16 protein-coding genes, 1 other RNA gene and 2 pseudogenes are annotated in these 25,214 nt (G+C 69.5%); 8 read left to right on the top strand and 11 right to left on the bottom strand.

Going from position 1 to position 25,214, the window contains the following annotated elements; all coding sequences use genetic code 11:
- Window positions 1-438: 438 nt before the first annotated feature.
- Both ABZ659_RS29090 and ABZ659_RS29085 read right to left on the bottom strand, forming a co-directional pair.
- Window positions 439-765 (bottom strand): hypothetical protein, encoded by a 327-nt coding sequence (locus ABZ659_RS29090; RefSeq protein WP_360225525.1) that lies wholly within the window; start codon window positions 763-765, stop codon window positions 439-441.
- A 16-nt stretch (window positions 766-781) separates the two neighbouring features.
- Window positions 782-6,993 (bottom strand): annotated as a pseudogene (locus ABZ659_RS29085) (RHS repeat-associated core domain-containing protein); the annotation flags it as partial.
- Window positions 6,994-6,997: 4 nt separating this feature from the next.
- On the opposite strand from ABZ659_RS29085, the pseudogene ABZ659_RS29080 reads away from it, so the two are divergent.
- Window positions 6,998-8,404, top strand: a pseudogene (locus ABZ659_RS29080) (VCBS repeat-containing protein); the annotation flags it as partial.
- Window positions 8,405-8,672: 268 nt separating this feature from the next.
- Here ABZ659_RS29080 and ABZ659_RS29075 read toward each other — a convergent pair.
- Window positions 8,673-9,629 (bottom strand): LysR family transcriptional regulator, encoded by a 957-nt coding sequence (locus ABZ659_RS29075; protein WP_360225533.1) that lies wholly within the window; start codon window positions 9,627-9,629, stop codon window positions 8,673-8,675.
- Between the two features lie 214 nt (window positions 9,630-9,843).
- On the opposite strand from ABZ659_RS29075, the gene ABZ659_RS29070 reads away from it, so the two are divergent.
- From ABZ659_RS29070 to ABZ659_RS29045, 6 genes are all read left to right on the top strand, one after another.
- Window positions 9,844-11,088, top strand: coding sequence for an MFS transporter (locus ABZ659_RS29070; protein ID WP_360225523.1), 1,245 nt, complete (start codon window positions 9,844-9,846; stop codon window positions 11,086-11,088).
- A 116-nt stretch (window positions 11,089-11,204) separates the two neighbouring features.
- Window positions 11,205-12,500: an extracellular solute-binding protein gene (locus tag ABZ659_RS29065; protein WP_360225521.1), complete on the top strand. Its 1,296-nt coding sequence runs from the start codon at window positions 11,205-11,207 to the stop codon at window positions 12,498-12,500.
- On the top strand, window positions 12,497-13,462 hold the full coding sequence (locus ABZ659_RS29060; RefSeq protein WP_360225519.1) for a sugar ABC transporter permease: 966 nt from the start codon (window positions 12,497-12,499) through the stop codon (window positions 13,460-13,462). Before ABZ659_RS29065 ends, ABZ659_RS29060 begins: the two co-directional genes overlap by 4 nt.
- A complete protein-coding gene (locus ABZ659_RS29055) occupies window positions 13,459-14,283 on the top strand; it encodes a carbohydrate ABC transporter permease (protein WP_360225517.1) in 825 nt (274 codons plus the stop codon). Before ABZ659_RS29060 ends, ABZ659_RS29055 begins: the two co-directional genes overlap by 4 nt.
- 26 nt (window positions 14,284-14,309) lie before the next feature.
- Window positions 14,310-16,559 (top strand): alpha-xylosidase, encoded by a 2,250-nt coding sequence (gene yicI / locus ABZ659_RS29050; protein WP_360225515.1) that lies wholly within the window; start codon window positions 14,310-14,312, stop codon window positions 16,557-16,559.
- The gene (locus ABZ659_RS29045) at window positions 16,559-17,569 is read left to right on the top strand and encodes a LacI family DNA-binding transcriptional regulator (RefSeq protein ID WP_360225513.1); all 1,011 of its coding nucleotides are present in this window, start codon (window positions 16,559-16,561) and stop codon (window positions 17,567-17,569) included. Before yicI ends, ABZ659_RS29045 begins: the two co-directional genes overlap by 1 nt.
- A gap of 55 nt (window positions 17,570-17,624) precedes the next feature.
- Here ABZ659_RS29045 and ABZ659_RS29040 read toward each other — a convergent pair whose 3' ends face one another.
- The 6 genes from ABZ659_RS29040 to ftsE all read right to left on the bottom strand — a co-directional run bounded on the left by ABZ659_RS29040 (window position 17,625) and on the right by ftsE (window position 22,703).
- Entirely contained in the window at window positions 17,625-18,596 is a 972-nt protein-coding gene (locus ABZ659_RS29040; RefSeq protein ID WP_360225511.1) for a PHB depolymerase family esterase, read from the bottom strand.
- A 117-nt stretch (window positions 18,597-18,713) separates the two neighbouring features.
- Window positions 18,714-19,113: a transfer-messenger RNA gene (gene ssrA, locus ABZ659_RS29035) on the bottom strand.
- A gap of 118 nt (window positions 19,114-19,231) precedes the next feature.
- Window positions 19,232-19,711 carry an SsrA-binding protein SmpB gene (gene smpB / locus ABZ659_RS29030; protein WP_360225509.1) on the bottom strand — a complete coding sequence of 160 codons (480 nt, stop codon included), beginning with the start codon at window positions 19,709-19,711 and terminating at the stop codon, window positions 19,232-19,234.
- A 45-nt stretch (window positions 19,712-19,756) separates the two neighbouring features.
- A complete protein-coding gene (locus tag ABZ659_RS29025) occupies window positions 19,757-20,944 on the bottom strand; it encodes a S41 family peptidase (RefSeq protein ID WP_360225507.1) in 1,188 nt (395 codons plus the stop codon).
- 67 nt (window positions 20,945-21,011) lie between these two features.
- Entirely contained in the window at window positions 21,012-21,929 is a 918-nt protein-coding gene (gene ftsX, locus ABZ659_RS29020; RefSeq protein WP_360225505.1) for a permease-like cell division protein FtsX, read from the bottom strand.
- Between the two features lie 84 nt (window positions 21,930-22,013).
- The gene (gene ftsE / locus ABZ659_RS29015; protein ID WP_360225503.1) at window positions 22,014-22,703 is read right to left on the bottom strand and encodes a cell division ATP-binding protein FtsE; all 690 of its coding nucleotides are present in this window, start codon (window positions 22,701-22,703) and stop codon (window positions 22,014-22,016) included.
- A gap of 224 nt (window positions 22,704-22,927) precedes the next feature.
- Between ftsE and ABZ659_RS29010 the strand changes: the two genes are divergently transcribed.
- Entirely contained in the window at window positions 22,928-23,122 is a 195-nt protein-coding gene (locus ABZ659_RS29010) for a hypothetical protein (RefSeq protein ID WP_360225501.1), read from the top strand.
- Window positions 23,123-23,195: 73 nt separating this feature from the next.
- Here ABZ659_RS29010 and ABZ659_RS29005 read toward each other — a convergent pair whose 3' ends face one another.
- Together ABZ659_RS29005 and prfB are read right to left on the bottom strand one after the other, a co-directional pair.
- A complete protein-coding gene (locus ABZ659_RS29005) occupies window positions 23,196-23,792 on the bottom strand; it encodes a hypothetical protein (protein ID WP_360225499.1) in 597 nt (198 codons plus the stop codon).
- 273 nt (window positions 23,793-24,065) lie between these two features.
- A complete protein-coding gene (gene prfB / locus ABZ659_RS29000; RefSeq protein ID WP_360225497.1) occupies window positions 24,066-25,172 on the bottom strand; it encodes a peptide chain release factor 2 in 1,107 nt (368 codons plus the stop codon).
- Window positions 25,173-25,214: the final 42 nt, after the last annotated feature.

Below are 25,214 nucleotides of genomic sequence, written 5' to 3'. Positions count from 1 at the left end.
CAAACTGCGGTGCTCGACCACCCGGATCACCAGCCTCATCCAAGCCGTCCTCACCCTTCATCTGACCAGCTCAGAGTGAGGTTGGAAAAGGCTCAGTGTCGCGCTTCCACGACCCGAGTAAAGGGCACTCCAGCACGGGGAAGAATCGAGCGGGCGGCCCGGAAAGACGGGTGATAAGCCCAGCCAGCCTCTCGGTACTCCGAGCAGTGCGCCGGAGTGAGGGCGCGTCGGCGCCTCGCTAGCACGCCGGATGAGCTCAGCGGCGGGGTACAGCAAGGTGCACACCGCTCCGCCTTCGGCGGTAATTGGCCCCCCTGACTCACAACTGCCACACCCGGCAGCGGCGGCGAAACACTCCTGATGTTCGCCGCCGCTGCTGTCAGCTACTACAGTCAGGGCAGAACGTGATGACCGGTCGTGAAGTGACGCTGTGGATGATCAGGCGATTGGCTCGCCTGCAACTCCGCTAAATCCAACGAGCCCGTTCCTCTTCGCCATGTTGAGAATTTCCGGGAGATAGTCAAGTTGGCGAACCGAAAGAGTCAGGAGGACGTACTTGCCTGCATCGTCAGGCTCCTCCTCCAGGTCAAACTGAGATGGCTCCAGAACATCGTTCACGTCTGGCCACCTAGCCAGCAATTCTTCCCGAAACCGCAACACGTCGGGGCTTACGGCGAGGGCGCTAGTGTCGCCGTCAGCGAGGGCGTCAAAGACGTCCTCAGGGTCCCCGGTGCAACGCTTCCAGAAGCCGAAGTCGCTACTCACTGGCTATCCTCTCAGGCTAGGGCTTGCAGATTGGGCACGCTGTACCGCGACGAACTACCGAGGTTTCAAACCCGTATGTCTTCGCTAGCCATTCGTCCTTCTTCCGCTGACCCTTTGTGTAGTTCGATTTATTCACCTTGACCTCGTACAGGTGAAGGTTGCCGTTTGGCTGCCTGACCGCGATATCTACTTGACGCACGCCATGAGGGGTCCAGAGCTCGAGCCCGTTCCCATAGCTCTCGCTATATATGTCTGACTTCTTGTAGAACTTCTCAAACGTTGCCGTCATTTCATCCACACCGGCGGCACCCCTGGCCTTGTCGTGCTGACGGACGCCACAGTTGCTGTTGTGAACGAGTACCGGCGTGTCCCCAGCCAGGACATAGTACGTCCCAGGTCCCCTCTGAGGGGGACCAGAAGGGGTGCTCGAAAGTCGCCGTCAGCTTCTCGATGCCGTCGCTCGTAGCGATGGACAGCTCGTTGAAGTGCTTGTCATGCTCGGTGATGATCAGCTGCGTGACGGTCCGGGGCCCGGTCTCGCCACTTTTCGGATCTGTTGCCAGAACCTTGTCCCCGACCTCAACGTCTTCGATGCCCTTGGCACTCCGGTCAGCTAGGAGCACTTTCGTACCGGCGAGAAAACACTGGTCGCACGGGTTAGATTTCTGCTTTTTACCCGGAAGGAAGGCAGTAAAGCCTCCAGCAGGACCTTCAGGGCCATATTTAGCCGCACCTAGCGCACCAGAGATCTGCGCCGGGTAACCCCACTCCAGACCGCCCGGACACTTCCCTCCGACAGATTTACAGGCCTCACCTTTGGAATTGTTGACATCCAAAGAAAAGACTGGAAGCGACAGATCGGTGCACACGCTCAAATCAACTTCACACACATCTTCGCGCATTTCGGCGTAGAAGGTGTTGATGTACTCAGGCGCTCGGTCCCAGTTGGCGGGGACGTTGACGGTCGGGAAGACAGTGATGTACCCGTTGCCTGAGTAGTCGTACTGAGCGGATCCCTCATCTTGCCAAGTAAAGTGATCTCTTCCGCATTCAGGGCACGGCTTACCGATCAAATCGGCAGTGTTCATCAGACCAGTCGGGTCTGAATTGGAGACGGGGCCGTTGTTGGCGTAGGCGTACCCGTTCATCTGGAGTGGGTCTTTGATGTCGATGATCGGGTCGGCTGAGATGAAGTGGCCCGTGCTCTGGTCGTACTCCCGCGCCCCGATATGCGTCAGGCCGGTCGCCGCGTCGTCGATGCCCACGCCCAGGTAGCTGTGTCTGTTGGGCCAGGTGGTGGGCTTTGTGCCGCGGACCTCGCCGTAGGGCTTGAAGGCTCGGCGGGTGATGAGTTGGTTGGTGGCCACGTCGACCGAGGTGTTGGCCGTGCCCAGGTGGTCGGCTATCAGGACGCTCAGTCTGTGGCCGGTGGTGGCGCCGTTCTTGGTGGTGCGGACGACCGTGGGGGCGCCCGCGTGGGCGTAGGAGCGGGTTGCCTCGGTGATCGTGCCCGTGGTGTTCGTCGTCAGTTCCGTCTCGCCCAGGTACAGGGTCGAGCCGGAGGGCGAGTGCTCCAGGAGGCGGTTGCCGTCGGCGTCGTAGACGTAGGTCGTCTTGACGCCGTTGTCCGTGATCGAGTCGAGCTTGTTGTCGGGGGACCAGTCGAGGTCCTGGGTGGTGTTCCAGAGGTCGCGGGTCTCCGCGTTGCCGGTGGCGTCGTACGTGTACGTGCTGCCCTTGCCGGACGGGGACGAGGTGATCGACGTGTTCGTGTGCGGCTGGGTCTGGTAGGACGGGGTGGTGCCGTTGCCGGTGACCGTCTTGCCGTAGCCGTAGGTGAACGTGGTGGTCGTCGTCGGGGTCCGCCGCGTCGGTGTCGGTCATCTTGGCGCGGTTCGCCAGCCAGTCGAAGGTGAACGACTGGCGGTAGGCGGCGCCGCCGATGGACAGCGTCGTCGCGTCGGGGGCCGCCGCGGCGAGCGTCGAGGACAGGGTGGCGTCGGGGGCCGTGTGGTCCGTCTCCGCGTCCGGGGCGTCCGCGACCGGGCCGGAGGAGGGGGCGTAGGTGGTGCGGTGGCCCCAGGTCGTGTTGTTCGCGGACTTGCAGCCCGTGCCGTCACCGGTCGGGGTGATGTTCGACGTCCAGGCGTGCACCAGCTCGCCCATCACGTCGTAGGTGAAGCACTGGTTGTCCCAGCTGTTGTCCCCGAACTGGCGGGCGTTGGAGGTGATCAGGCCCGAGACGTCGTAGGAGTAGTAGCTGTCCGTGATGCGATGCGGTCCGGCCGTCTCGCGGTCGGAGACCGTGCGCTGGAGGCGGCCCGTGTAGGGGTCGACGAAGTTGGTCGTCCAGACGCGGTACGGCTGGGGGGCGGAGACCGTGCGCAGCACCTCGCCGTACGGGGAGTAGGTGACGTCGGACGTGTACCAGGTCGCGCCCGAGGTGGACTCCGGCAGACCGTCGCCGTTGTAGCGGGTGACCACCTTCTCCTTCGCCAGGCCGCCCTTCGCGGGCAGGGTGACCGAGAGGGGCTTTCCGGTGGGTGTGTAGGTGTACGCGTACGCGTACGTGCCGGACAGGCCCGCGGTCATCGAGTTGGCGGGGATGACCGTCTCGCTGCCCGTGACCTGGTACTCGGCGTCGTAGCCCGTGACGCGGTTGGTGTAGTCGCCCGTGTCCGTGTGCCGGATGGAGGCGACGGGCTTGCCGATGCCGCCGGGCACGGTGTCGTAGGTGTACTCCTTCTCGGGGCTCGCCGTCGCCGACCCGCGCCGCACCTTCAGGACGCGTCCGAGCAGGTCGTACTCCGTGTACGTCTGCTGCGCGCGGGCGTTCTGCACGTGGTGCGGCCGGTCGGCGTCGTCGTACCAGGTCTTCGTCTCGCCCACGTCCGGGTCGACGGTGGAGGTGGCCCTGCCCCGGGCGTCATAGGTGTACGTCCACGCGTTGCCCGCCGGGTCGGTGACCTGGGCGAGGTTGCCGCGGGCGTCGTACTCGTACGCCGTGGTGCGCCCGGCCGTCGGGGGCGACGCCGACGTGGTGTAGTGCTTCAGCGCCGTGACCCGGCCCAGCGCGTCGTAGGACGTCCGGGTCGTGGGGGTCGTGGCGCCGGGCGGGTCCACCAGCGTGCTCGTGTCGCTGTAGGTGGTGTTCGTGGCGTACTGGTAGCTGCCGCCCTGGTAGACCGACGCCTGGTAGGCGCGCTCCAGGCCGTCGTAGCGGTACCTGGTCCAGGTGGGCACGAGCGTCTTCGACTTCGGGGTGAAGAGTTCCGCCGTCGGCTCGCCCTTCGCCAGGTACGCGCCGGTCTTCTCGTAGACCAGGCCGTGGTCGTCGTAGCGCGTGTCCACGACGATCCGGCCCGGGCCGTGCGCCTGGCTCTGGGTCTGGACCTCGCGGGCCAGACCGTCGTAGACCGTGACCTGGCGGGAGTAGCCGCCGTCGTCCTTGAGGGTCTCGGTGGTCACCGCGGCGGGGCGGTTGGTGCTGCTCGTCGCGAGTGCCTGGTGGTACGTGAACTTCACGTTGGGCGACTTGCCGTCGGAGCGTGACGGGGACCAGCCCTTCACCAGGCGGCCGAGGGAGTCGTACTCGTTCCGGCTGACGCGGTTGTTGGGGTCCGTGACGGTCAGCGGCAGCACGCGGCCCGGGTCGTACGTCGTGGTGGTGGCGTGCCCCAGCGCGTTGATCACCTTGACCGACGTGACAGGACCACCGCCGTCCCCCGGCGTGTACTGCGTCTCCGTCGTGCCCACGCCCGGGGCCGTGACCTCGCGGGGGCGGCCGAGCGGGTCGTACGTCGTCGTGGTGACCAGGGAGTACGACGTGCCCTCGCCGTTGATCTGTGCCTGGGAGGTGAGCAGGCCCCTGGTCGGGGCGGCTCCGTACGCCTGGTCGTCGTAGGAGTGCCGGACCGCCGACTTCAGGTGCGTGGCCGGGTCCGCGGTGGCGTGGTTGGCGCAGGACGTGCCGGTGGTGCGCTGCTCCTTCAGCAGGCCGATCAGCCAGGCGGAGGTGTTGTGCACGTACGTCGTCTTCGTGCACGTCCGGTGGGAGAAGTCCTCGCCGGTGCTGCCGGGCTTGACGACCGCCGTCTCCACCTGGGTCGGCAGGCCGTAGGTGTCGTCGAACTCCGTGAGCGTGCGGATCGCGCGCCAGCTTCCGTCGTTCGCCTTGATCTGGTCCGACCGGGAGATGCCGGTGCGGTGGGCGAGCAGGGGATCGGCGGTGGTGCCGTCCTCGTTCTCGCGGGAGCGGGACGCCGTCTGCTGGGACCAGGGGTAGTTGAGCGTCCGCTCCTGGACGTTCTTCTCGGGTTGCTCGGGGTCCTCGTCGTCGGAGTTCTTGTAGACGACGGTCTCCGCGGTCAGCCCCGCGTACTGCGGAGCGTCGTCCGACAGCAGGGTGTACGTGCCCGTGGAGTCCTTCACCACGCCGCCGGTGCCCTGGAAGTACCGGGTCTTCGAGGACGACTGGGGGTTCTGCCCGTTCGACGCGGACACGGTCTTGCTGCCCTTGTACGCCTCGACCTGGCGGAACCCGCGCCAGTCGCTGTGGGTGCGCAGGGCGGGGCGGGTGAACTCGTCGTCGCTCCTGGACCAGGCCGCTCCGTCGTACGCGTACCTGGTGGTGATCGGCCTGCCCTGCGAGGTGACCTTGTCGATCTCCGTCACCGAGGCGACGACGTACTTGTTGAACCACGCCTTCGCGGGTGTCCGCTCGTCCCCGTCGGGGGACCAGCGGACCGGGTAGCAGGTGCCGTTGCTCTCGCCCTCGTCCGTCGCGGGCACGGTCGCGCAGCCGCCCGTGTACTCCACCTCGATGTCACCGCCCAGTTCCGTGGAGACGGTGCCGATGCGGGGTCGGGTGAAGCCAGGCCGCTGGTCACCGGCGCCGGTGGTCACCAGGTTCGGCAACTGGTGGTCCCGCAGGCGGGCGCGCAGGGGTGAGGTGGACCCCACGGTGTAGGGGGCGAAGCTGATGCCGTCCTCGGACTGGAGGGTGCCGGTGGTGTCTCCCGGGGCGTAGCCGGTGCGGGTGAGGGAGTTGAGCCACAGGCCCGGCGAGGTGTCGTACCAGTCGGCGGGGAAGGACTGGTGCAGCGTGTACCTGTCGACCAGGCCGAGGCCGGTCTGTCCGGCGCGTGCCGCCCTCGTCGTCACCGTGTCCAGCCGTCGCTGCGTCCAGAAGGACGGGAAGGCCGGGCAGAGCTTGGACGTGGACTTGCAGTTGAGGTTGCCGGGGGTGTCCCACCAGGGCCGGTAGGCGCCCGGGTCGTCCGTCTTGGCGAAGTTGGCGGCGTCGCAGGCGGTCTCGGACTTCAGGCAGCGCTGCTCGACGCCGAAGGTGACCGTCGCGGACGGCTTGGTCAGGTCCGTGGAGCGCATCCCGTACTCGATGGACGTCGGGTACGCGTAACGGTCGTACTGCTCGGGCGACTTGAACTTCTTGCGGACGGCGTAGTGGTTCGTCTCCTGCGTCCAGTTGACGACCATGGCGTTTCCGTGGACGTCGACGACCTTGTCCAGGCCCCAGCGCCATGCCTGCTGCTGACCGGCGCCGCAGCGGGATGCGGCGAACGTACTGGCGTGGCAGGGCTCGCCCGGGTGGTTGCCGAAGACCGGGACCGTGGAGACGGAGTTGGTGTTGGCGTGACCGCCGTCCACCTTGTTCAGGCCGTAGTAGTACTTCATGCCGTCCCGGGTCGTGACGACCCAGTACTCGCCGTTGTTGTCGCCGTTGGTGCCGCCTACGCGGTGCTCGACGCGGGTGCCGTCGTCCTGCTGCGGGCGGTAGACCTCTGTGTCGGTCTCGGGGTCACTGCCGGCGGCGGCGTCACGGACCAGTTCCGTGGTCTTGCCGTTGAGGGACATCACGGCGTTGTACGAGACCCAGCAGAAGTCGGACGTCTTGTCGGACTTGGCCGTGTTGTTGGGCGTTCCGGAGCTGAGCGTCTTGCGGTCGTCCTGGCAGGGGCGGTAGCGGCGCTCGATGTGGCCGGGGTCGTAGCTCCACCCCTCGCCGATCCAGGAGCCCTGGGGAGAGGCGACGCCGGTGCGGCCGTCGACGGTCTGGGAGTTGTACCCGAAGGAGATCGCCGGGGCGGGGCCCGCGGGCGGCGGGGGTACGACCAGGGGGTACGACCAGGTGAAGGCGCCGGACGAGCCGCCCGCCTCCCACTTCCCGTCCGACGCGAGCGGCGTCGCCTTGAAGGTGCCGCCCGCACCGGCCAGCAAGCTCACCAACGGCACCACGTACTCGTGGCGTGTCCGAGCCGTCGACGACGCGGTGACCACGTCGGCGTGGGCGCCGTCCGCGACCCCGTGCCGCTTCGTCCTGGACACCTCCGCGCCCCGACCGCCGAAGATCACCTCCACCGACTTCCCGAACGCCGACCTCAACGAGAACGGCTTCGGCAGCGAGGCCGAGGACAGCAAGTGGAGCACGAAGAAGTTCGGCACACCCGGCTCCTTCACCGTGCAGGCCCGCAACTCGGACGTCGTACGGTACGAGTACGCCTTCAACGCGCCCAGCTACTCGGGCTCCGTGAGCCGGACAGCGGGCACCAGTACGTCCGTCACCGCCACCATCAGCGACGCCAAGCCGCCGACCGCCGGACCCAACGTCCTCTACGTGCGGGTCGTGGACGGCGCGGGCAACGTCTCCGAACCGGCGCGGTACTTCTTCTACGTCTCGCCTCGTGACGAGGCGGACAAGGCCGGGGACTTCACCGGCGACGGACTCCCCGACCTCATGACCGTCACCTCGGCGGGCAATCTCGCGCTCTATCCCTCCCAGGCGTACTCCGACCTGTCCAAGGGCAGCGGGGACCTGGACCTCTCCATGCCGGGGGCCTACCGGGAGAACCCCGACAAGGATCCCAACGGGGATGACCTGCCCCCGTACGTGGCCGCGCCGAGCGGTCACTTCAAGGGCGCCCTCATCACCCACAACGGCGACATCTACGGCGGCGACGGCCTCCAGGACCTGGTCGTGCGGGTCGAGGGCAGGCTCTGGGTCTATCCCGGGGACGGCTACGGCGCGGTCAACGTCGACCGGCGCCGGGAGATCCTGCTGCCCGAGGGCGCACCCGATCCGGCCCAGCTGACGCAGATCCTGGCCACGGGTGACATCACCGGCGACGGCCGCGCCGACTTCTTCGCCACGGTCGGCAGCGAGCTGTGGGCGTTCACCGGCTACCACGGTGCCACGGTGGATCAGGCAGTGCGCCTCTTCGTCTCCTCCGCCTGGCAGGATCGCGACCTCGTGTCCGTGGCGGACGTCTCCGGCGACGGAGTCGCCGACCTGCTGTTCCGCACCGATCTCTCCGGCCGGATGGTCCTGCGCAAGGGCATCGCCGCGCCGGGCGGCGGGGTCGACCTGTACTCGCTGTCCACCGCCACCACCGCGGCCGGAGGCGTCGACAACGAGTACGACGAGCGCGTCTGGCTCAAGACGAGCGTCCCCCTCCTCATGGGCACTCCCGACGCCAACGGGGACGGCGTCCCGGACATCTGGTCCATCCGCTCCGACGGCTCGGTGCGGTTCCACGCGGGCAGCAGGACCGTCCTCTCCGGGACCGGGATCCAGATCATCGGGCCCAAGGACTACTGGCTGACGCGGATCGCTGTCGGGTGAGAGGGCCGGGGACGGGGGCCGGGGGCGGGGGCCGGTACGCCCACGGCTTGTTCACGCGCGCACTTCCCCCACGGGACGGGTTCGGAGGCGCATACGGCTCCGAGCGCCCATCGGCCGAACCAGGCCCCACCCGGCCCGAGCGCCCCGTTCACCACATCGTGCTCAGGCCATGAATGGTGCGCACGACGGGTTCCGCCTTCACCAGGTCCCTACATAGAGCCGCTCATCGGCTATCCCCGGCCTGAAGGCCGGGGTTCGCGCCGAAGAGTTACCTGATCACGTCCTCGTCATCGGCTGGAATCCATCCTCCGGTGGGCCGCCGCAACCACCCCTCCCCCGCCGCGAGCTGGGCCGCCGCCCGGCGCAGGGCGTCGAGACCGGGGTGTACCAGCCCCTTCCTCCAGACCAGCGAGACCGGCGACAGCGGGACCGGATCGACCAGGGGCCGCACCACCGTGCCGGGCATGGCGGGAAAGCCCACCACGGCGAGTACGGGCGTCCGCGTCTTGGCCATCAGCCGCTGGAACTCCTCCTCGCCGACAGCCAGCGGGAAGGGGGGTGCCACCGCGATGCCCCGTCCCTGGAAGAGGTGATGTGCCAGGTCCGTCCACTCCGGGGTACGCGGATTGCCCGCCCCCGCGTACACCACCTCGCCCGCCAGCGCCGCCAGCGGCACCGCCTCAAGGGCCGCCAGCCGGTGGCCCTCGGGCAGCATGATCGCCATCGGTTCCAGGCGGACCGGCAGCTGGTCGAGGTGTGCCCGCAGCGCCGGGTCGAGCCCCGCGTACCGGCCGAACGACGCGTCGAGGCGCCCGGCGATCAGCTCCGCCGCCGCGCCGGTCAGACCGCTCTCGAAGCGGGCCATCAGCTCCACCTCGGGGGCGAGTTCGCGGGCCAGGTGCAGCACCCGGCGGTGGGTGTGCAGGCCGGGCGAGTTCAGGTCGACCAGCAGCGGGCGGGCCTGCCCGAACGCCGTCAGCAGGTCGTCCTGCGCCTGGAGCGCCCGGCGCGCGTACGGCAGCAGCCGCTCCCCGTCGGCGGTCAGCGTCACCTGCCGGGTGGTGCGCAGGAACAGCTCGGCACGCAGTTCCCGCTCCAGTCGCCGTACGTCCCTGCTGAGCGCCTGCTGGGCGATGAAGAGGCGGGCGGCGGCCCGGGTGAAGTGCAGCTCCTCGGCGACGGCGACGAAGGCGCGCAGCAGCCGGGGGTCTATGTGGGCGGGCATTCGGGCGGGCACCTCCGGCTGGGCGTCCGGCTGGATCTCCGGCCGGTGAGCGTCCGGCTGGATCTCCGGCCGGTGAGCGTCCGGCTGGATCTCCGGCCGGTGAGCGTCCGGCTGGACATCCGGCTGGACGTCCGGTGAATTTACATCGCGGGTGCGTGAATCCGCACTCACCAGGTGTTGGACCCCTTGATCAGGCGCGGGCGACGGTGGGGCCATGCCGCAGCCGACCCCCGTCGCCCCGTCCTCCAGCAACCCCTACCGCCGTCTCTTCGCCCTTCCCGGCGCCCGTGCCTTCACCACCGGCAACCTGATAGCCCGCCTCCCCATGGGCATGTTCAGCGTCAGCGCGGTCGTGATGATCGCCGGTTCGCGGGGCTCGTACGCCCTCGCCGGGGCCGTCACCGCGACCGGCCTCGCCACGACCGCGCTGGTCGCCCCCTGGGTCGCGCGGCTCGTCGACCGGTACGGGCAGGCGCGGATCGCCGTACCGGCGACGCTCTGCGCGGCGCTCGGCAGCCTGGCGCTGGTGGTGTGCGTGCGCTACGGCGCCCCCGACTGGACCCTGTTCGCCGCGTACGCCGCGACCGCGACCACCCCGAACACCGGGGGCATGTCCCGGGCCCGCTGGTCCCACCTGCTGCGCGGCGACAGCAAGGCGCTGCACACCGCCAACGCCTTCGAGCAGGCCGCCGACGAGCTGTGCTTCATGCTGGGTCCGGTGCTGGCGGCGTTCCTGTGCGGGACGTTCTTCCCGGAGGCGGGCACGCTCACCGGCGTCGTCCTGCTGGTGGGCGGGGTGCTGCTGTTCGCCGCCCAGCGGTCGACCGAGCCTCCCGTCACCCCCGGCGTACGCCCGGCGGGCAGGACGCCGTTGCGCGCGCCCGGGATGCGGCCCCTGCTCACCGTGTGCCTGGCGACGGGCGCGGTGTTCGGGGCGATGGAGGTCGTCACGATCGCGTTCGCCGACGCGCGGGGGCACCGGTCGGCGGCGGGTGTGGTGCTCGCCCTCCAGGCGGCCGGGTCCTTCGTCGCGGGGCTCGCGTACGGCGCGGTGAAGCCGCGGGGGCCGGTGACGGCGCGGCTGTCGTGGTGTGTGGCGGCGATGACCGCGCTGATGACGCTGCCGCTGCTGGCCGCCGCCCTCACCGGCTCCCTGGTGCTCCTCGGGGGCGCGCTGCTGCTCGCGGGGATGGCGACCGCGCCGACCATGGTCACCACCATGACGCTGGTCCAGCGCTTCACCCCCGAGGGGCGGCTGAACGAGGGCATGACCCTGGCGGTGACCGGGCTGCTGGGCGGGATCGCGTGCGGCAGCGCGAGCGGCGGGTGGGTCGTCGAACACGTTTCGCCCACCGCGGGTTACGGGGTGCCGGTGACGGCGGCGGGGACCGCGCTCCTGATCTCCCTCGCCGTGTTCACCCGATCGAATCGCTTCACCCATCTCCGCGCTAACCATTGACGAAGCCCCGTCCCATCTCTACCTTCGGCCGTCGAAGCGCTTCGACACCGCCGTCGAACGGGTTCGATGTCCGACGGCGGTGCCCTGTTCCCATCCGACTCCCCTGGAGGCACTGGATGTTGACGGCACGACGGCGTGTGGTGGCGACGGCGGTGATCCTGGCCGGATCACTGCTGCTGGCCTCCTGCGGTGGTTCGGACAGCGGCTCGGGCGGCGACGGCAGGACGCTCCGCCTCTGGCACTACGAGGCCCCGAACAGCGCGATGGGCGTGGCCTGGGCGGAGGCGGTCAAGGAGTTCGAGGCCAAGCACCCGGGCGTGGAGGTGAAGTTCGAGGAGAAGAGCTTCGAGCAGATCCAGAAGACCGCGCCCATGGTCCTGAACTCCTCGGACGCCCCCGACCTCATGGAGTACAACAAGGGCAACGCGACGGCGGGCCTGCTCTCCAGGCAGGGCCTGCTCACCGACCTGAGCGCGGAGGCGGAGAAGCGCGGCTGGGACGACAGGCTCGGCGCGGGCGTCCGCACCACCAGCACGTACGACGAGAACGGCGTGATGGGCTCCGGCAACTGGTACGGCGTCCCGAACTACGCCGAGTACACGATGGTCTTCTACAACAAGGACCTGTTCAAGGAGTACGGCGTCGAGGAGCCCACCTCGTTCGACGAGCTAACCGCCGCGATGGACACGTTCGTCGACAGGGGCGTCACCCCGCTCGCCAACGCGGGCGCCGAGTACATCGCCCACCAGTACCTCTACCAGCTGGCCCTCTCCCGGGCCGACCGCTCCTGGGTCGACGCCTACGAGCTGTACCAGGGCGAGACCGACTTCCACGACGCGGCGTGGACGTACGCCGCCGACACCTTCGCCGACTGGGTCGACAAGGGGTACATCGCCAGGACGTCCAGCGGGACGAAGGCGGAGGCGGCCGGGGTGTCGTTCATCCGGGGCGACGCGCCGATCCTGTTCTCCGGGTCCTGGTGGTACGGCCGCTTCCAGGACGAGGCGGAGTTCGACTGGGGCACCTTCCTGTGGCCGGACTCCGACCTCACCCTGGGCTCGGGCGGGAACCTGTGGGTGGTCCCGGAGAACGCCCCGAACAAGGAACTCGCCTACGACTTCATCGACATCACCCTCAGCAAGCGGATCCAGAACCTGCTGGGCGAGAAGGGCGGCGTACCGGTCGCGGCCGACGCCGACGCCGTCACCGACCCGAAGTCGAAGAAGCTCATCGAGGACTTCAACACCCTCTCCGACCGCGACGGACTCGCCTTCTACCCGGACTGGCCCGCACCCGGCTTCTACGACGTGCTCGTCTCCGAGACCCAGAAGCTGATCACCGGCAGCGCGTCCACGGACGCCTACCTCGACGCGTTGCAGGAGGCGTACGACAAGGGCGTACCGAAGCGATGACGGGCACCGTCGAGAAGCGGTCACCCCATCGGCGGGTCTCCGGGAACAGCCCCCGCCGCCGCGACTCCTACGCCCTGTTCCTGCTCCCCGGCGCCCTCGCCTTCCTCGCCGTGATCGTGCTGCCGTTCGCGATGAACACGGGCGTCAGCCTCACCGACTGGCAGGGCGTGGGCGCCCCCGGCGCCGACGACTTCACGGGTCTGGAGAACTACCGGGAACTGCTGGACGACAGCGAGTTCTGGGCGTCGTTCCGGCACAGCCTGTTCATGGTGGTGGCGATGGCGGTCGTCCCGACGCTGCTCGGGCTGGTCCTGGCGGCGGCGCTGTTCGACTTCGTCGGCAAGCACTTCGGCAGCAGGACGGTCGCCGTGCTGCGGGCCTGCTTCTACCTGCCGCAGGTGCTGCCGATCGCGGTCGCGGGCATCGTGTGGAGCTGGATCCTCGACCCCGGGAACGGCTCCCTCAACGCGCTCCTGGAGGCGGTCGGGCTCGGCTCCTGGCAGCAGGACTGGCTGGGCGATCCCGACCTCGCGCTCTACACCGTGATGGGCGTCCTGGTGTGGGTGCAGCTCGGGTTCCCGCTGGTGGTGTTCATGGCCGGACTCCAGCGCGTCGACCCGCAGCTGTACGAGGCGGCCGAGCTGGACGGGGCCGGGTGGTGGCGCCGGTTCCGGCACGTCACGCTGCCGCAGATCCGGCCGGAGACGTACGTCGTGCTGACGTGGTGCTCGATCGCCGCCCTGAAGGTGTTCGGCGCGGTGTACGTGCTGACGAAGGGCGGTCCGGGCGGCGCCACCAACGTGCCGTCGTACTTCTCCTTCACCACGTTCTTCGAGAAGACCCAGGTCGGCTACGGCGCGGCGATCTCGACGGTGCTGACCGTCGTCATCCTCGCCCTGTCGCTGCTCGGGCTGAGGCTCCAGACCCGCGCGGAGGACGCCGAGGAGGGACTGAGGACATGAGCAGGTTCCCACGGCGCTACCCGGTGCTGGCCGCGCTGGTCATCGCGGCCCTCTTCATGGTCGTACCGTTCCTGGTCGTCGCCGTGAACGCGGTGAAGTCCCCGGCGGAGTACTCGCGGAACGGGCCGCTCGCCCTCCCCGAGGGGCTGTACCTGGACGGCCTGCGGGACTTCTGGGAGCGCGTCGACTACGGGCGGAAACTGGTCAACTCCGTGCTGATCAGCGGCTCGGTGGCGGTGCTCGCCGCGGTCGTCTCGGTGCTGAACGCCTACGCGATCGGCATCGGCCGGGTGCGGGGCCGCACCTGGGTGCTGGCGTTCTTCGTGCTGGCGAACATGCTGCCGCAGGAGGCGCTGGTCTACCCGGTGTACTACCTCAGCAAGGAGGCCGGCCTGTACGACACCAGGCTGAGCGTGATCATCGTCTTCACGGTGATCCAGTCGGCCTTCGGGACGTATCTGCTGGCCAGCGTGCTCGGGCAGTTCCCGCGCGAGGTCATCGAGGCGGCCCGGATCGACGGGGCGAACAAGTGGCAGGTGCTGTGGCGGATCGTCGTACCCGTCAGCCGCCCGACCCTCGGGGTGCTGCTGGTGTTCTTCTTCATCTGGACCTGGAACGAGTTCCTGCTGCCGCTGGTGATGCTGATCTCCAACGACAACCAGACGGTGTCGGTGGCCCTCGGCGTCCTCCAGGGCCAGCGGCTGATGGACGCCACCATGACCAACGCCGCCGCGCTGCTCGGCGTGCTCCCGGCGATCGTGTTCTTCCTCGTCTTCCAACGGACCCTCACCCGCGGCATCGCCGTCGGTGCGGTCAAGTGACCCGCGACTGAAGGGGGACCCCCCACGTGAAGTTCACCGACGGCTACTGGCTGCTCCGCGAGGGCGTCACCGCGGCCCACCCGGTCGAGGTGCTCGACGTCGCCGAGCAGGACGGCGCGCTGGCGGTCCACGCGCCGACCCAGCCCATCCGCCACCGCGGCGACCTGCTGAAGGGACCGGTCGTGACGATCACCGCACACGCCCCGATGCCCGACGTCATCGGCGTCACCGTCACCCACTTCCAGGGCGAGCAGCCCCGCGGCCCGGAGTTCGACCTGCACCGCACCGACTTCACACCGCAGCTGTCGTACGACGACGAGCACGCCACCCTCATCTCCGGCGCCCTGTCGGTGCGGATCGCCCGGGGCGGGCCCTGGCACGTCGACTTCCTCGCCCACGGCCGCGCCCTCACCACCAGCGGCCCCAAGGGCATCGGCATCATGCGGGACGCGACCGGCGCCCACTACCTGCGCGAACAGCTCGGCCTCGGCGTCGGCACCTGCGTGTACGGGCTCGGGGAGCGGTTCGGGCCGCTGGTGAAGAACGGGCAGGTCGTCGACGTCTGGAACGCCGACGGCGGCACCGCCACCGAGCAGGCGTACAAGAACGTGCCGTTCTACCTGACGGACGCGGGCTACGGCGTCTTCGTCGACCACCCGGGCAAGGTGTCCTTCGAGGTCGGCTCGGAGACCGTCTCCCGGGTGCAGTTCAGCGTGGAGGCGCAGGAGCTGACGTACTACGTCATCCACGGGCCGTCCCCGAAGGAGATCCTGCGCAAGTACACCGCGCTCACCGGGCGTCCGGCGCTGCCGCCCGCCTGGTCGTTCGGGCTGTGGCTGTCGACGTCGTTCACCACGTCGTACGACGAGGAGACCGTCACGTCGTTCATCGAGGGGATGCGGGAGCGGGAACTGCCGCTGTCCGTCTTCCACTTCGACTGCTTCTGGATGCGGGAGTTCCACTGGTGCGACTTCCAGTGGGACCCGCGGGTCTTCCCCGACCCGGAGGGGATGCTGGCCCGGCTGAAGGAGCGCGGGCTGCGCGTGTCGGTGTGGATCAACCCGTACATCGCGCAGCGTTCGCCGCTGTTCGCGGAGGGCAAGGCGCTCGGGCACCTGCTGAGACGGCCGGACGGCAGCGTCTGGCAGTGGGACCTGTGGCAGCCGGGCATGGCGCTGGTGGACTTCACCAGCCCGGCCGCCCGCGACTGGTACGCGGCGAAGCTGGAGGCGGTGCTCGCGCAGGGCGTGGACTGCTTCAAGACCGACTTCGGCGAGCGGGTGCCCACGGACGTGGTGTGGGCGGACGGCTCCGACCCGGAGCGGATGCACAACTACTACACCTACCTCTACAACCGCACCGCCTTCGACGTGCTGCGCAAGCACCGCGGCGAGGGCGAGGCGGTCGTCTTCGCCCGGTCCGCGACCGCCGGGAGCCAGAAGTTCCCGGTGCACTGGGGCGGCGACTGCGAGGCGACGTACGAGTCCATGGCGGAGTCCCTGCGCGGCGGACTGTCGCTGGGCCTGTCCGGGTTCGGGTACTGGAGCCATGACATCGGCGGCTTCGAGGGCACCCCGACGCCCGCGCTGTTCAAGCGGTGGCTGGCCTTCGGGATGCTCTCCTCGCACAGCAGGCTGCACGGCAGCTCCTCCTACCGGGTGCCGTGGCTGTTCGACGAGGAGTCGGTGGACGTGCTCCGGCACTTCACGGCACTGAAGCTCCGGCTCATGCCGTACCTGTACGAGGCCGCCCGGACCGCCCACACCGAGGGCACGCCGGTGATGCGGGCGATGGTCCTGGAGTTCCCGGACGACCCCGGGTGCGCGCACCTGGAGCGGCAGTACATGCTCGGTCCCGACCTGCTGGTGGCACCCGTCTTCAGCGACGACGGGGACGTCACGTACTACGTCCCCGAGGGCACCTGGACGCACTTCGTGACCGGCCAGACGGTGACCGGGCCGCGCTGGGTGCGTGAGCGGCACGGCTTCGACAGCGTGCCGCTGCTGGTGCGGCCGGGGGCGGTGCTCCCGGTGGGCGCGGTGGCCGACCGGCCCGACTACCCGCACGCCGACGGGGTGACCCTGCGGGCGTACGGCCTCCAGCGCGGCGCCCAGGTGACGGTGGCCGTCGGGGACGTCGCCTTCACCGTCGTCCGCGAGGGCGACGTACTGCGCGCCTCGTGCAGCGCCCCCGGCGCCCCGTGGGCGCTGGCCGCCGGGGCGGCGACGGCGCGGGCGGCGGCCGGGACCGGGTTCCTCACCCTGGAGCTGGGCTGATGGTCAGGATCACCGATGTGGCCCGGCACGCCGGGGTCTCCCCCAGCACCGTGTCCTACGCGCTCAGCGGCAAGCGTCCGATCTCCGAGGAGACCCGGCGCCGCGTCGAGGCGTCCATCCGCGCCCTCGGCTACCGCCCGCACGCCGGCGCCCGCGCCCTGGCCAGCAGCAAGTCGAACGTGCTGGCGCTGGCGGTGCCGTTACGCGCCGGGATCCACGTCCCCGTGGTGATGCAGTTCGCGGTGTCCGTGGTGACCACCGCCCGCGCCCACGACCACGACGTGCTCCTGCTCACCCGGGAGGAGGGCGAGGAGGGGCTGGGCCGGGTCGCGGACACGGCGCTGGTGGACGCGCTGATCGTGATGGACGTCGCGCTCGACGACCCCCGGCTGCCGTTGCTGCGTTCCCTCGAACGGCCGTCCGTGCTGATCGGGTTCCCGGCCGAGCCGACCGGGCTGACCTGCGTCGACCTGGACTTCAGGGCGGCCGGTGAGCTGTGCGTGGAGCATCTCGCGGGGCTCGGGCACCGGACGGTGGCGCTGGTCGGCTCGGCGCCGGAGGTGTACGTGCGGCGGACGGCGTTCGCTCAGCGCGTGGTGCGGGGGTTCACCGCCGCCGCCGACCGGTACCGGCTGTCGTCGTCCGTGCACCCCTGCGGGTCCTCGCCCGCCGCGGCCCGCGCCACCGCCGAACGGCTGCTGCGCGAACAGCCCGCGCTGACCGGTGTCGTCGTCCACAACGAACCCGTCCTCGAACCGCTGATCGACGCCTTCGAGCAGCTCGGACTGCGGGTGCCCGAGGATCTCTCGGTCACCGCGATCTGCCCGCGCGAGCTGGCGGAGTCGCTGCGCGTCCCCGTCACCTCCGTCGCCCTGCCGTCCGCGGAGATCGGCACCCGGGCGGTGGAGTTGCTGATGGGCAAGCTCGACGGCGCCCCCGTCGCCGGGTCCACCCTGCTGCCTGCCCAGCTCACCAGCCGGGCGAGCACGGCACCGCGGCGGCTGGCGTGAGGGCCGCTGGGGCGTGCCGGGCGTCGGGCGGCAGGCGGGACTCCCGCACCACGCCCTAGCCGGTGAGGCCCCACGTGGTGGCCAGCCGGTGGGCGGCGCACAGGTTCACGTCCAGGAAGTAGGCCCCGGCGGTGCCGCACTGGGTGGCGGCGGCGCCGGGGTCGACGGGCTGGCCGTGGCCCATCCCGGTCAGGGCGTACGTCTCGACGACCGTGCGCCCGGCCGGGCTGCGGAAGACCTGGTGCGGGTACCCGGCGACGGTGTCGCCGGCGTCGGCGGTCTGGTCGGCGCCGTGCACGTCGGTCCACTGCCGCATCAGGTCGGTCATGTTGACCGGCTTCACGGTGTAGTCGGCGGTGCCCTGGAACACGGTGAGCGTCGGCCACGGCCCGGTGTACCCGGGGCGCGCGGCCCGCACCCGGTCACCCCACTGCGCCGGGGTCTGGGTGGCGCCGACGTACATGCACACGTACGGCGACCCGGCGGCCTGCGCACACCCGTACGGCAGCCCGGCGACGACGCCGCCCGCGGCGAACTTCTCGGGGTACGCCGCCATCAGCACGGACGTCATGCCGCCTCCGGCGGACAGGCCGGTGACGTGGACGCGGGAGGGGTCGGCGCCGGTGTCGGCGAGGTGCCGGTCGACCATCTGGGCGAGGGAGGCGGCCTCGCCCTGGCCCCGGGTGGTGTCGCCGGTCTGGAACCAGTTGAAGCAGGAGGAGAGGTTGTTGCCGCTCTGCTGCTGCGGCAGCACGACGGAGAAGCCGTAGCGGTCGGCGAGGGGGAGCCACCCCGAGCCGGTGCCGTACCCGGAGGCGTTCTGGGTGCAGCCGTGCAGGGCGACGACGACCGGACGGCCGGAGGGCAGGCCGTCGGGGACGTAGCGGTACATCCTCAGCGCGCCGGGGTTGCTGCCGAAGCCGGTGACCTCCGTGAGGGAGGCGGCGGCGGCCGGGGTCGGGGTGAGCAGCACGGAGAGGAGGGCGGTCAGGGCGGCCAGGAGTGTCGCGGCTCTGGTCTGTCTCATGGGGAGGGACCGTAGGGGGAGAGCCGGGCCCCCGATATGGGGGCAGGCCCCATAAACACGAGGAGGACCCGGTGGCGCGCGGCCACCGGGTCCTCCTCGTGATGCGTCACATGGGAATTGTGGAGATGGCGGGAATCGAACCCGCGTCCAACGGTGCGGAACCAGGGCTTCTCCGTGTGCAGTCCGCTGCGCTTTTCTCAGCCCCGGAGATCACGCGGACGAGTCTCCGACGGGCTCAGTCACTGTTTGGTTTCCCTCTACACCCCGTGACCGGGTTTAGAGGTTTAGTCCCCTAGTCGATGCCAGGATCCGGGTCGGGAACATCCCCGGGCTGACACTCCCTTTAGTAGGAGGCTCGCTCGCGCTGCCTATCAGGCAGCGAGGGCGAAGGCCTGCTGGGAGGAATCGCGCTTGGAGTTGGCGATTATTGGTTTCGGCCTGTGGTTTACGAGATCATGGCCGCTTCCTCGACACGCTTCCCCTGCTTCGACAGCCGCTGTCGAAACCGATCATCCCCATGTTGATTTTTCAAACCGGATCGTGCGATCCAAGCGCACCCGCCGTGGGGTGCTGGTGCCATCGTACGTGACCAACGCGGGCGGAGGCCAGCGTATTCCCGGCGCCCCGGCCGGGGCTCAGGCGCGCTGCTTGCGGCGCACCGCGGACATGGCCCGCTCCGCCTCGCGGCGGTCCTGCTTCTCCCGGAGGGTCTGGCGCTTGTCGTACTCCTTCTTGCCCTTGGCCAGCGCGATCTCGACCTTGGCGCGGCCGTCCTTGAAGTACAGGGCGAGCGGCACGATCGTGTGGCCCGACTCCTGGGACTTCGACTCCAGCTTCTCGATCTCCGCGCGGTGCAGCAGCAGCTTCCGCTTGCGGCGGGCGCTGTGGTTGGTCCAGGTGCCCTGGCTGTACTCGGGCACGTGCACGTTGTACAGCCACGCCTCGTGTCCGTCGAGCTGCACGAAGCCGTCCGCGAGCGAGGCCCGTCCCTGGCGCAGCGACTTCACCTCGGTGCCGGTGAGGACCAGCCCGGCCTCGTAGGTGTCGATGATGAGGTAGTCGTGCCGCGCCTTCTTGTTCTGCGCGATCAGCTTGCGCCCTTTTTCCTTAGCCATAGTCAGGCCATTTTCGCACCATGGAGGGGGTGCGCGGGAAGTCGTTTACGGCTCCTGCCGCCCGAGCCCGTCGAGGACCGTCTCCGCGCGGCTGAGGGACTCCTGCCCGGCCTCCAGGTCGGGGGTGATGCCGTGGCCGTCGACACCGCGGCCCGCGGGGGTGCGGTAGTGGCCGACGGTCAGCTCGGCGACCGAGCCGTCCGGCAGCTCGCTGGGCATCTGCACGGAGCCCTTGCCGAAGGTGCGGGAGCCGACGACGACTGCCCGGCCGCGGTCCTGGAGGGCGCCGGTGAGCAGTTCGGCGGCGCTCATCGTGCCGCCGTCGACGAGGGCGACCAGGGGCCGCTCGGTGTCGCCGCCGGGCTCGGCGTGCAGGACCTGCTGCTCGCCGGCGACGTCGTAGGTGGCGACCAGGCCGCCGTCGAGGAACGCGGAGGCCGCGGTGACGGCCTCGGTGACCAGGCCGCCGGAGTTGCCGCGCAGGTCGAGGATGACACCGTCGCCGTCGGGTGCCCGGTGCACCGCCTCGCGCACGGCGTCGCCGGAACCCCGGGTGAACGCGGCGACCTTGATCACGGTGGCGCCGTCGGCGAGCCGCCGTACGGTCACCGAGTCGGTGGACAGGCGGGCGCGGCGCAGGGTGAGCGTCCACGCGCGCGTGCCGCGTTCCACGCCGAGCCGGACCGTGGATCCGGCGGAGGCGTCGGGCGCGTCGGTGTCCTCGGCGTCCCCGCGGAGCAGGGCGACGACCTCGGTGACGGGCCGCCCGTCGACACTCTCGCCGTCGACGCTGCGCAGCCGGTCCCCGGCGCGGATCCCGGCGTCGGCGGCGGGCGACCCGGAGTGCACCCTGGTCACCTCGATCCGGCCGGACCGCTCACGCCGCGTCCACAGGCCGACACCGGTGTACTCGCCGTCGAGGGCGTCCTCGAACTCCTCGTACTCGCCCTTGGAGTAGACGGCGCCCCAACGGTCCCCGCTGCGGCTGACGGCGCGCTCCGCGGCCTCCACCGGGGACTGGCCGGACTCCATCGCCTCCTCGGCGGCCCGCGCCACCTCCTCGGGGCGGCTGCTCGCGGCGGTGGCGCGCGCGGCGTCGGGCTGCCGTCCGCGGTCGGAGCCGGGCAGCGCGCCGGTCGCGGCACCGGCCACCAGGACGCTGGCGAAGACCAATGTCAGGGCGGCCCCGCGGCGGATGCGGCGGGGCGGACAGAACAGGTCGCGGCCTGACATGGCGGTGAGTCTAGGACAACGGGAAGGGCCGCACGGCCCGTTGACCGTACGGCCACCTTGGGTTACGTCACACCTTCAGGTACTTGCGCAGCGCGAAGAACGCTGCCAGCGCGGGCATGAGCACACTCGTCGCCAGGATGAGCGGCAGCTTCGTCAGCACCGCGTCCCAGCCGATGAAGTTGATCAGGTTCAGCTTCTCGGAGAGCGCGAGCCCGTTGTCGATGATGAAGTACCGCCCGACCAGCAGGAATCCGCACGCGAGCCCGCCGCCGATGAGACCCGCGACCGCGGCCTCCATGATGAACGGCGCCTGGATGTAGAAGCCGGAGGCGCCGACGAGGCGCATGATGCCGGTCTCACGACGACGGCTGAACGCCGAGACGCGCACCGTGTTGACGATCAGCATCAGCGCCACCACCAGCATCAGCGCCATGATCGCGCGCGCGGCCCAGTTCATGCCGTTCAGCAGGCCGAAGAGGTTGTCCAGGATGCCCTTCTGGTCCTGCACGGACTGCACGCCGTCGCGCCCGTCGAAGGCGGTCGCGATGACCTGGTACTTCTCCGGGTCCGTCAGCTTGATCCGGTAGGACTCCTGCATCTGGTCCGGGGTGAGCGAGCTGGCCAGCGGGGAGTCGCCGAACTGCTCCTTGTAGTGCTTGTACGCCTCGTCCTGCGACTCGTACGTCACCGAGTCCACGACCGACATCTTCTCCAGGTCGGTCTGGATCTGCTCCTTCTGGTCCTTGGTGACCGCGCCCTTGGCACAGTTGGGGTCGGACTCGGCGTCGCTCTTGTTGCACAGGAACACCGAGACGTTGACCTTGTCGTACCAGTACCCCTTCATGGTGCTGACCTGGTCGCTCATCAGGAGCGACCCGCCGAACAGGGCGAGCGACAGGGCCACGGAGACGACGACCGCGAACGTCATCGTCAGGTTGCGGCGGAGACCGACACCGATCTCGGACAGAACGAACTGGGCGCGCATGGCGTCTTCTTCAGGCCTTTCCGGGGACGTCTGCGAGGTCTGCCACGGCGGCCGTGGCCGCGGCGGCTGCGAACAGGGGCGGCATCAGTGCTGGTAGCCGTAGACGCCACGGGCCTGGTCGCGGACGAGGCGGCCCTTCTCCAGCTCGATGACGCGCTTGCGCATCTGGTCCACGATGTTCTGGTCGTGCGTCGCCATCACCACGGTCGTGCCGGTCCGGTTGATCCGGTCGAGCAGCTTCATGATGCCGACCGAGGTCTGCGGGTCCAGGTTGCCGGTGGGCTCGTCGCAGATGAGCAGCTTGGGCCGGTTGACGAAGGCCCGCGCGATGGCGACGCGCTGCTGCTCACCGCCGGACAGCTCGCCGGGCATCCGGTCCTCCTTGCCACCGAGCCCGACCAGTTCGAGCACCTGCGGCACGGACTTGCGGATCTCGCCGCGCGACTTGCCGATGACCTCCTGGGCGAAGGCCACGTTCTCGGCGACGGTCTTGTTCGGCAGCAGCCGGAAGTCCTGGAAGACCGTCCCCAGCTGGCGCCTGATGTGCGGCACCTTCCAGTTGGAGACGCGGGCGAGGTCCTTGCCCAGGACGTGCACCTGGCCGTGGCTGCACCGCTCCTCGCGGAGGATCAGCCGCAGGAAGGTGGACTTTCCGGAGCCGGAGGACCCCACGAGGAACACGAACTCGCCCTTCTCGACCTCCAGGGAGACATCCCTGAGGGCTGGACGGGTCTGTTTGGGGTAGACCTTGGAGACGTTGTCGAATCGGATCACGGATGCACCACGGGTCGCCGGGGGTAGATGAGCGTGACCATACGCGAACCGGGTGCACCAGCGCAGGCGCCGGTAGGGGTTGTGAGGGGGATGTGTGCTTTTGTTCCCGTCCGCCTCTTCGAGCGCCCGCGCCCTTTCCCGGGGAACCTGGCACAGTGGGAGGGGAACGTTCGCGGCCAGGCGGGCGTTCTAGAGGGTGTGACCGGCACGAGGAGGGCGAGCGCATGACGTACGACCGGCTGGTGTGCGCGAGCTGCGCCGCACCCGTGAGCGAGGGCCGTTGCCCCGTGTGCCGGGCCAACCGCCAGCGGCTTCAGCAGGAGAACCCCTTGGCGGCCCTGACCCCGGTGGCGCTGATCGCCCTGCTGGTGGTGCTGGTCGCGGCGGTGGCGCTGTTGGCGGCCCACCAGACCGCGTAGAGACCGACCGAAAGGGCCCGGAGCGTGCGCTCCGGGCCCTTTCGGTATGCCTACCGCTTACGTCCGGCTACCGTCAGGCAGCGGCGCCGCGGCCGCCCATGAGGCGGGGCAGCACCCGGAAGCCGACGCCACCGGCGATCATCGTCGCGGCGCCGACCACCAGGAAGGTGGTCTCCGCGGCACCGGTCTCGGCGAGTTCGTCGCCGCCGCCCTGCGCGGAGGGGTTGGCGGAGGGCCCGGAGCCGGTGTCCGTCAGCGCCGAGGAGCCCTCGTTCTGCGCGGAGTCGTTGGAGCCGCCGTCGGTGTCGGTGTTGCTGTTGCCACCACCACCGTTGTCGTTACCACCGTTGCCGTTCCCGTTGCCCGGGTTGCTCGGGGTCGGGTCTTCCTCGACCGGGTCCTCGGGCTCGCTGGGCTCCGGGTCCTGGGTCTCCGACTCACTCGGGTCCGGGTCCGGGGTGTCCGGGATGCTCGGGCCCGGGTCCGGGTCGTTAGTCTCGGACTCGGTCGGACTCGGGCTGGGCGACTCGGTCTCGCACAGCGCGAGACCGAGCTGGCACTCTTCCGACGGGTTGGCGGAGGCCACACCGGCGATGGTCAGCGACGCGCCCGCCGCGACCATGGCGCCCGCCGCGATCCGCGCGACGCGCACCCGCGTCTTGTTGGTCATCAGTTGCTACCCCCAGTAGCTCATCGTCAATGAGGCGGCGCCCAGGGCCGTGATCAACGGAGGTAGCTGAAGTGAAGCCCCCCGGTTCACATGCGCCCCATACATGCGCACGCCGCACCCCACCCTTCCCATTTTCCAAGAGAGCGTCAAGGCCGTTGCGGGCGGGATGTCCCGTTGCTGGGCTTTTGCCGGGGGTTTGAAGTGTGGAGGTGTGATGTAAACGGCAACTGCCGCCCTTGGGGCGGCAGTTGCCAAGTCGACAAAGCGTCGCGCTTACTTCTCCTGCTGCTTGCGCCAGCGAATCCCGGCCTCCAGGAACCCGTCGATCTCGCCGTTGAACACGGCCTCGGGGTTGCCGACCTCGAACTCGGTGCGCAGGTCCTTCACCATCTGGTACGGGTGCAGGACGTACGAACGCATCTGGTTGCCCCAGGAGTTGCCGCCGTCGCCCTTCAGGGCGTCCATCTTGGCCTGCTCCTCCTGACGGCGCCGCTCCAGGAGCTTGGCCTGGAGGACGTTCATCGCGGTCGCCTTGTTCTGGATCTGCGAGCGCTCGTTCTGGCAGGAGACGACGATGCCGGTGGGCAGGTGGGTGATGCGCACCGCGGAGTCCGTGGTGTTCACGCCCTGACCGCCGGGACCGGACGACCGGTAGACGTCGATGCGCAGCTCGGACTCGTCGATGTCGACGTGGTCGGACTGCTCGACGACGGGCAGCACCTCGACACCGGCGAACGACGTCTGCCGCCTGCCCTGGTTGTCGAAGGGCGAGATCCGCACCAGCCGGTGCGTGCCCTGCTCCACGGAGAGGGTGCCGTAGGCGTACGGCACCTGCACGGCGAAGGTGGTGGACTTGATGCCCGCCTCCTCCGCGTACGACGTCTCGTAGACCTCGGTCTTGTAGCCGCGCTGCTCGGCCCAGCGCAGGTACATGCGCTGGAGCCGCTCGGCGAAGTCGGCGGCGTCCACGCCGCCGGCCTCGGCGCGGATGTTGACCAGCGCCTCACGGGAGTCGTACTCACCGCTGAGCAGGGTGCGGACTTCCATCTCGTCCAGCGCCTTGCGGACGGCGACCAGCTCGGACTCGGCCTCCGCGCGGGTGTCCGGGTCGTCCTCCTCCTCGGCCATCTCGAACAGCACGGCGAGATCGTCGATCCGTCCGCGCAGCGCCTCGGCCTTCCTGACCTCGGCCTGGAGGTGGGAGAGACGGCTGGTGATCTTCTGCGCCTCGTCCGGGTTGTCCCACAGGGACGGCGCGGCCGCCTGCTCCTCGAGCACGGCGATGTCTGCCCTCATCCTGTCGAGGTCCAGGACGGCCTCGATCGACTCCATGGTCGAGGAGAGGGACTTCAGCTCTTCGGATACGTCGACGACTGCCACACCTCCAGCGTAACGGCTCCGTCAGGCGGTCCACGCCGGGAC

The organism is Streptomyces sp. NPDC006997 (genome assembly GCF_040635175.1).
In the GTDB taxonomy this organism is placed as follows: Bacteria; Actinomycetota; Actinomycetes; order Streptomycetales; family Streptomycetaceae; genus Streptomyces.
This window is presented reverse-complemented; position numbering and strand designations above follow the sequence as displayed.

Excerpts from the sequence above, each read along its gene's own strand:
- ABZ659_RS29055 (WP_360225517.1), top strand. The coding sequence starts at position 13,459 with ATGAGCAGGTTCCCACGGCGCTACCCGGTGCTGGCCGCGCTGGTCATC.
- ABZ659_RS29075 (WP_360225533.1), bottom strand. The coding sequence starts at position 9,629 with ATGCCCGCCCACATAGACCCCCGGCTGCTGCGCGCCTTCGTCGCCGTC.
- ABZ659_RS29005 (WP_360225499.1), bottom strand. The coding sequence starts at position 23,792 with ATGACCAACAAGACGCGGGTGCGCGTCGCGCGGATCGCGGCGGGCGCC.
- smpB (WP_360225509.1), bottom strand. The coding sequence starts at position 19,711 with ATGGCTAAGGAAAAAGGGCGCAAGCTGATCGCGCAGAACAAGAAGGCG.
- ABZ659_RS29045 (WP_360225513.1), top strand. The coding sequence starts at position 16,559 with ATGGTCAGGATCACCGATGTGGCCCGGCACGCCGGGGTCTCCCCCAGC.
- ftsX (WP_360225505.1), bottom strand. The coding sequence starts at position 21,929 with ATGCGCGCCCAGTTCGTTCTGTCCGAGATCGGTGTCGGTCTCCGCCGC.
- ABZ659_RS29070 (WP_360225523.1), top strand. The coding sequence starts at position 9,844 with ATGCCGCAGCCGACCCCCGTCGCCCCGTCCTCCAGCAACCCCTACCGC.
- ABZ659_RS29065 (WP_360225521.1), top strand. The coding sequence starts at position 11,205 with ATGTTGACGGCACGACGGCGTGTGGTGGCGACGGCGGTGATCCTGGCC.
- ABZ659_RS29010 (WP_360225501.1), top strand. The coding sequence starts at position 22,928 with ATGACGTACGACCGGCTGGTGTGCGCGAGCTGCGCCGCACCCGTGAGC.
- ABZ659_RS29060 (WP_360225519.1), top strand. The coding sequence starts at position 12,497 with ATGACGGGCACCGTCGAGAAGCGGTCACCCCATCGGCGGGTCTCCGGG.
- ABZ659_RS29040 (WP_360225511.1), bottom strand. The coding sequence starts at position 18,596 with ATGAGACAGACCAGAGCCGCGACACTCCTGGCCGCCCTGACCGCCCTC.
- ABZ659_RS29025 (WP_360225507.1), bottom strand. The coding sequence starts at position 20,944 with ATGTCAGGCCGCGACCTGTTCTGTCCGCCCCGCCGCATCCGCCGCGGG.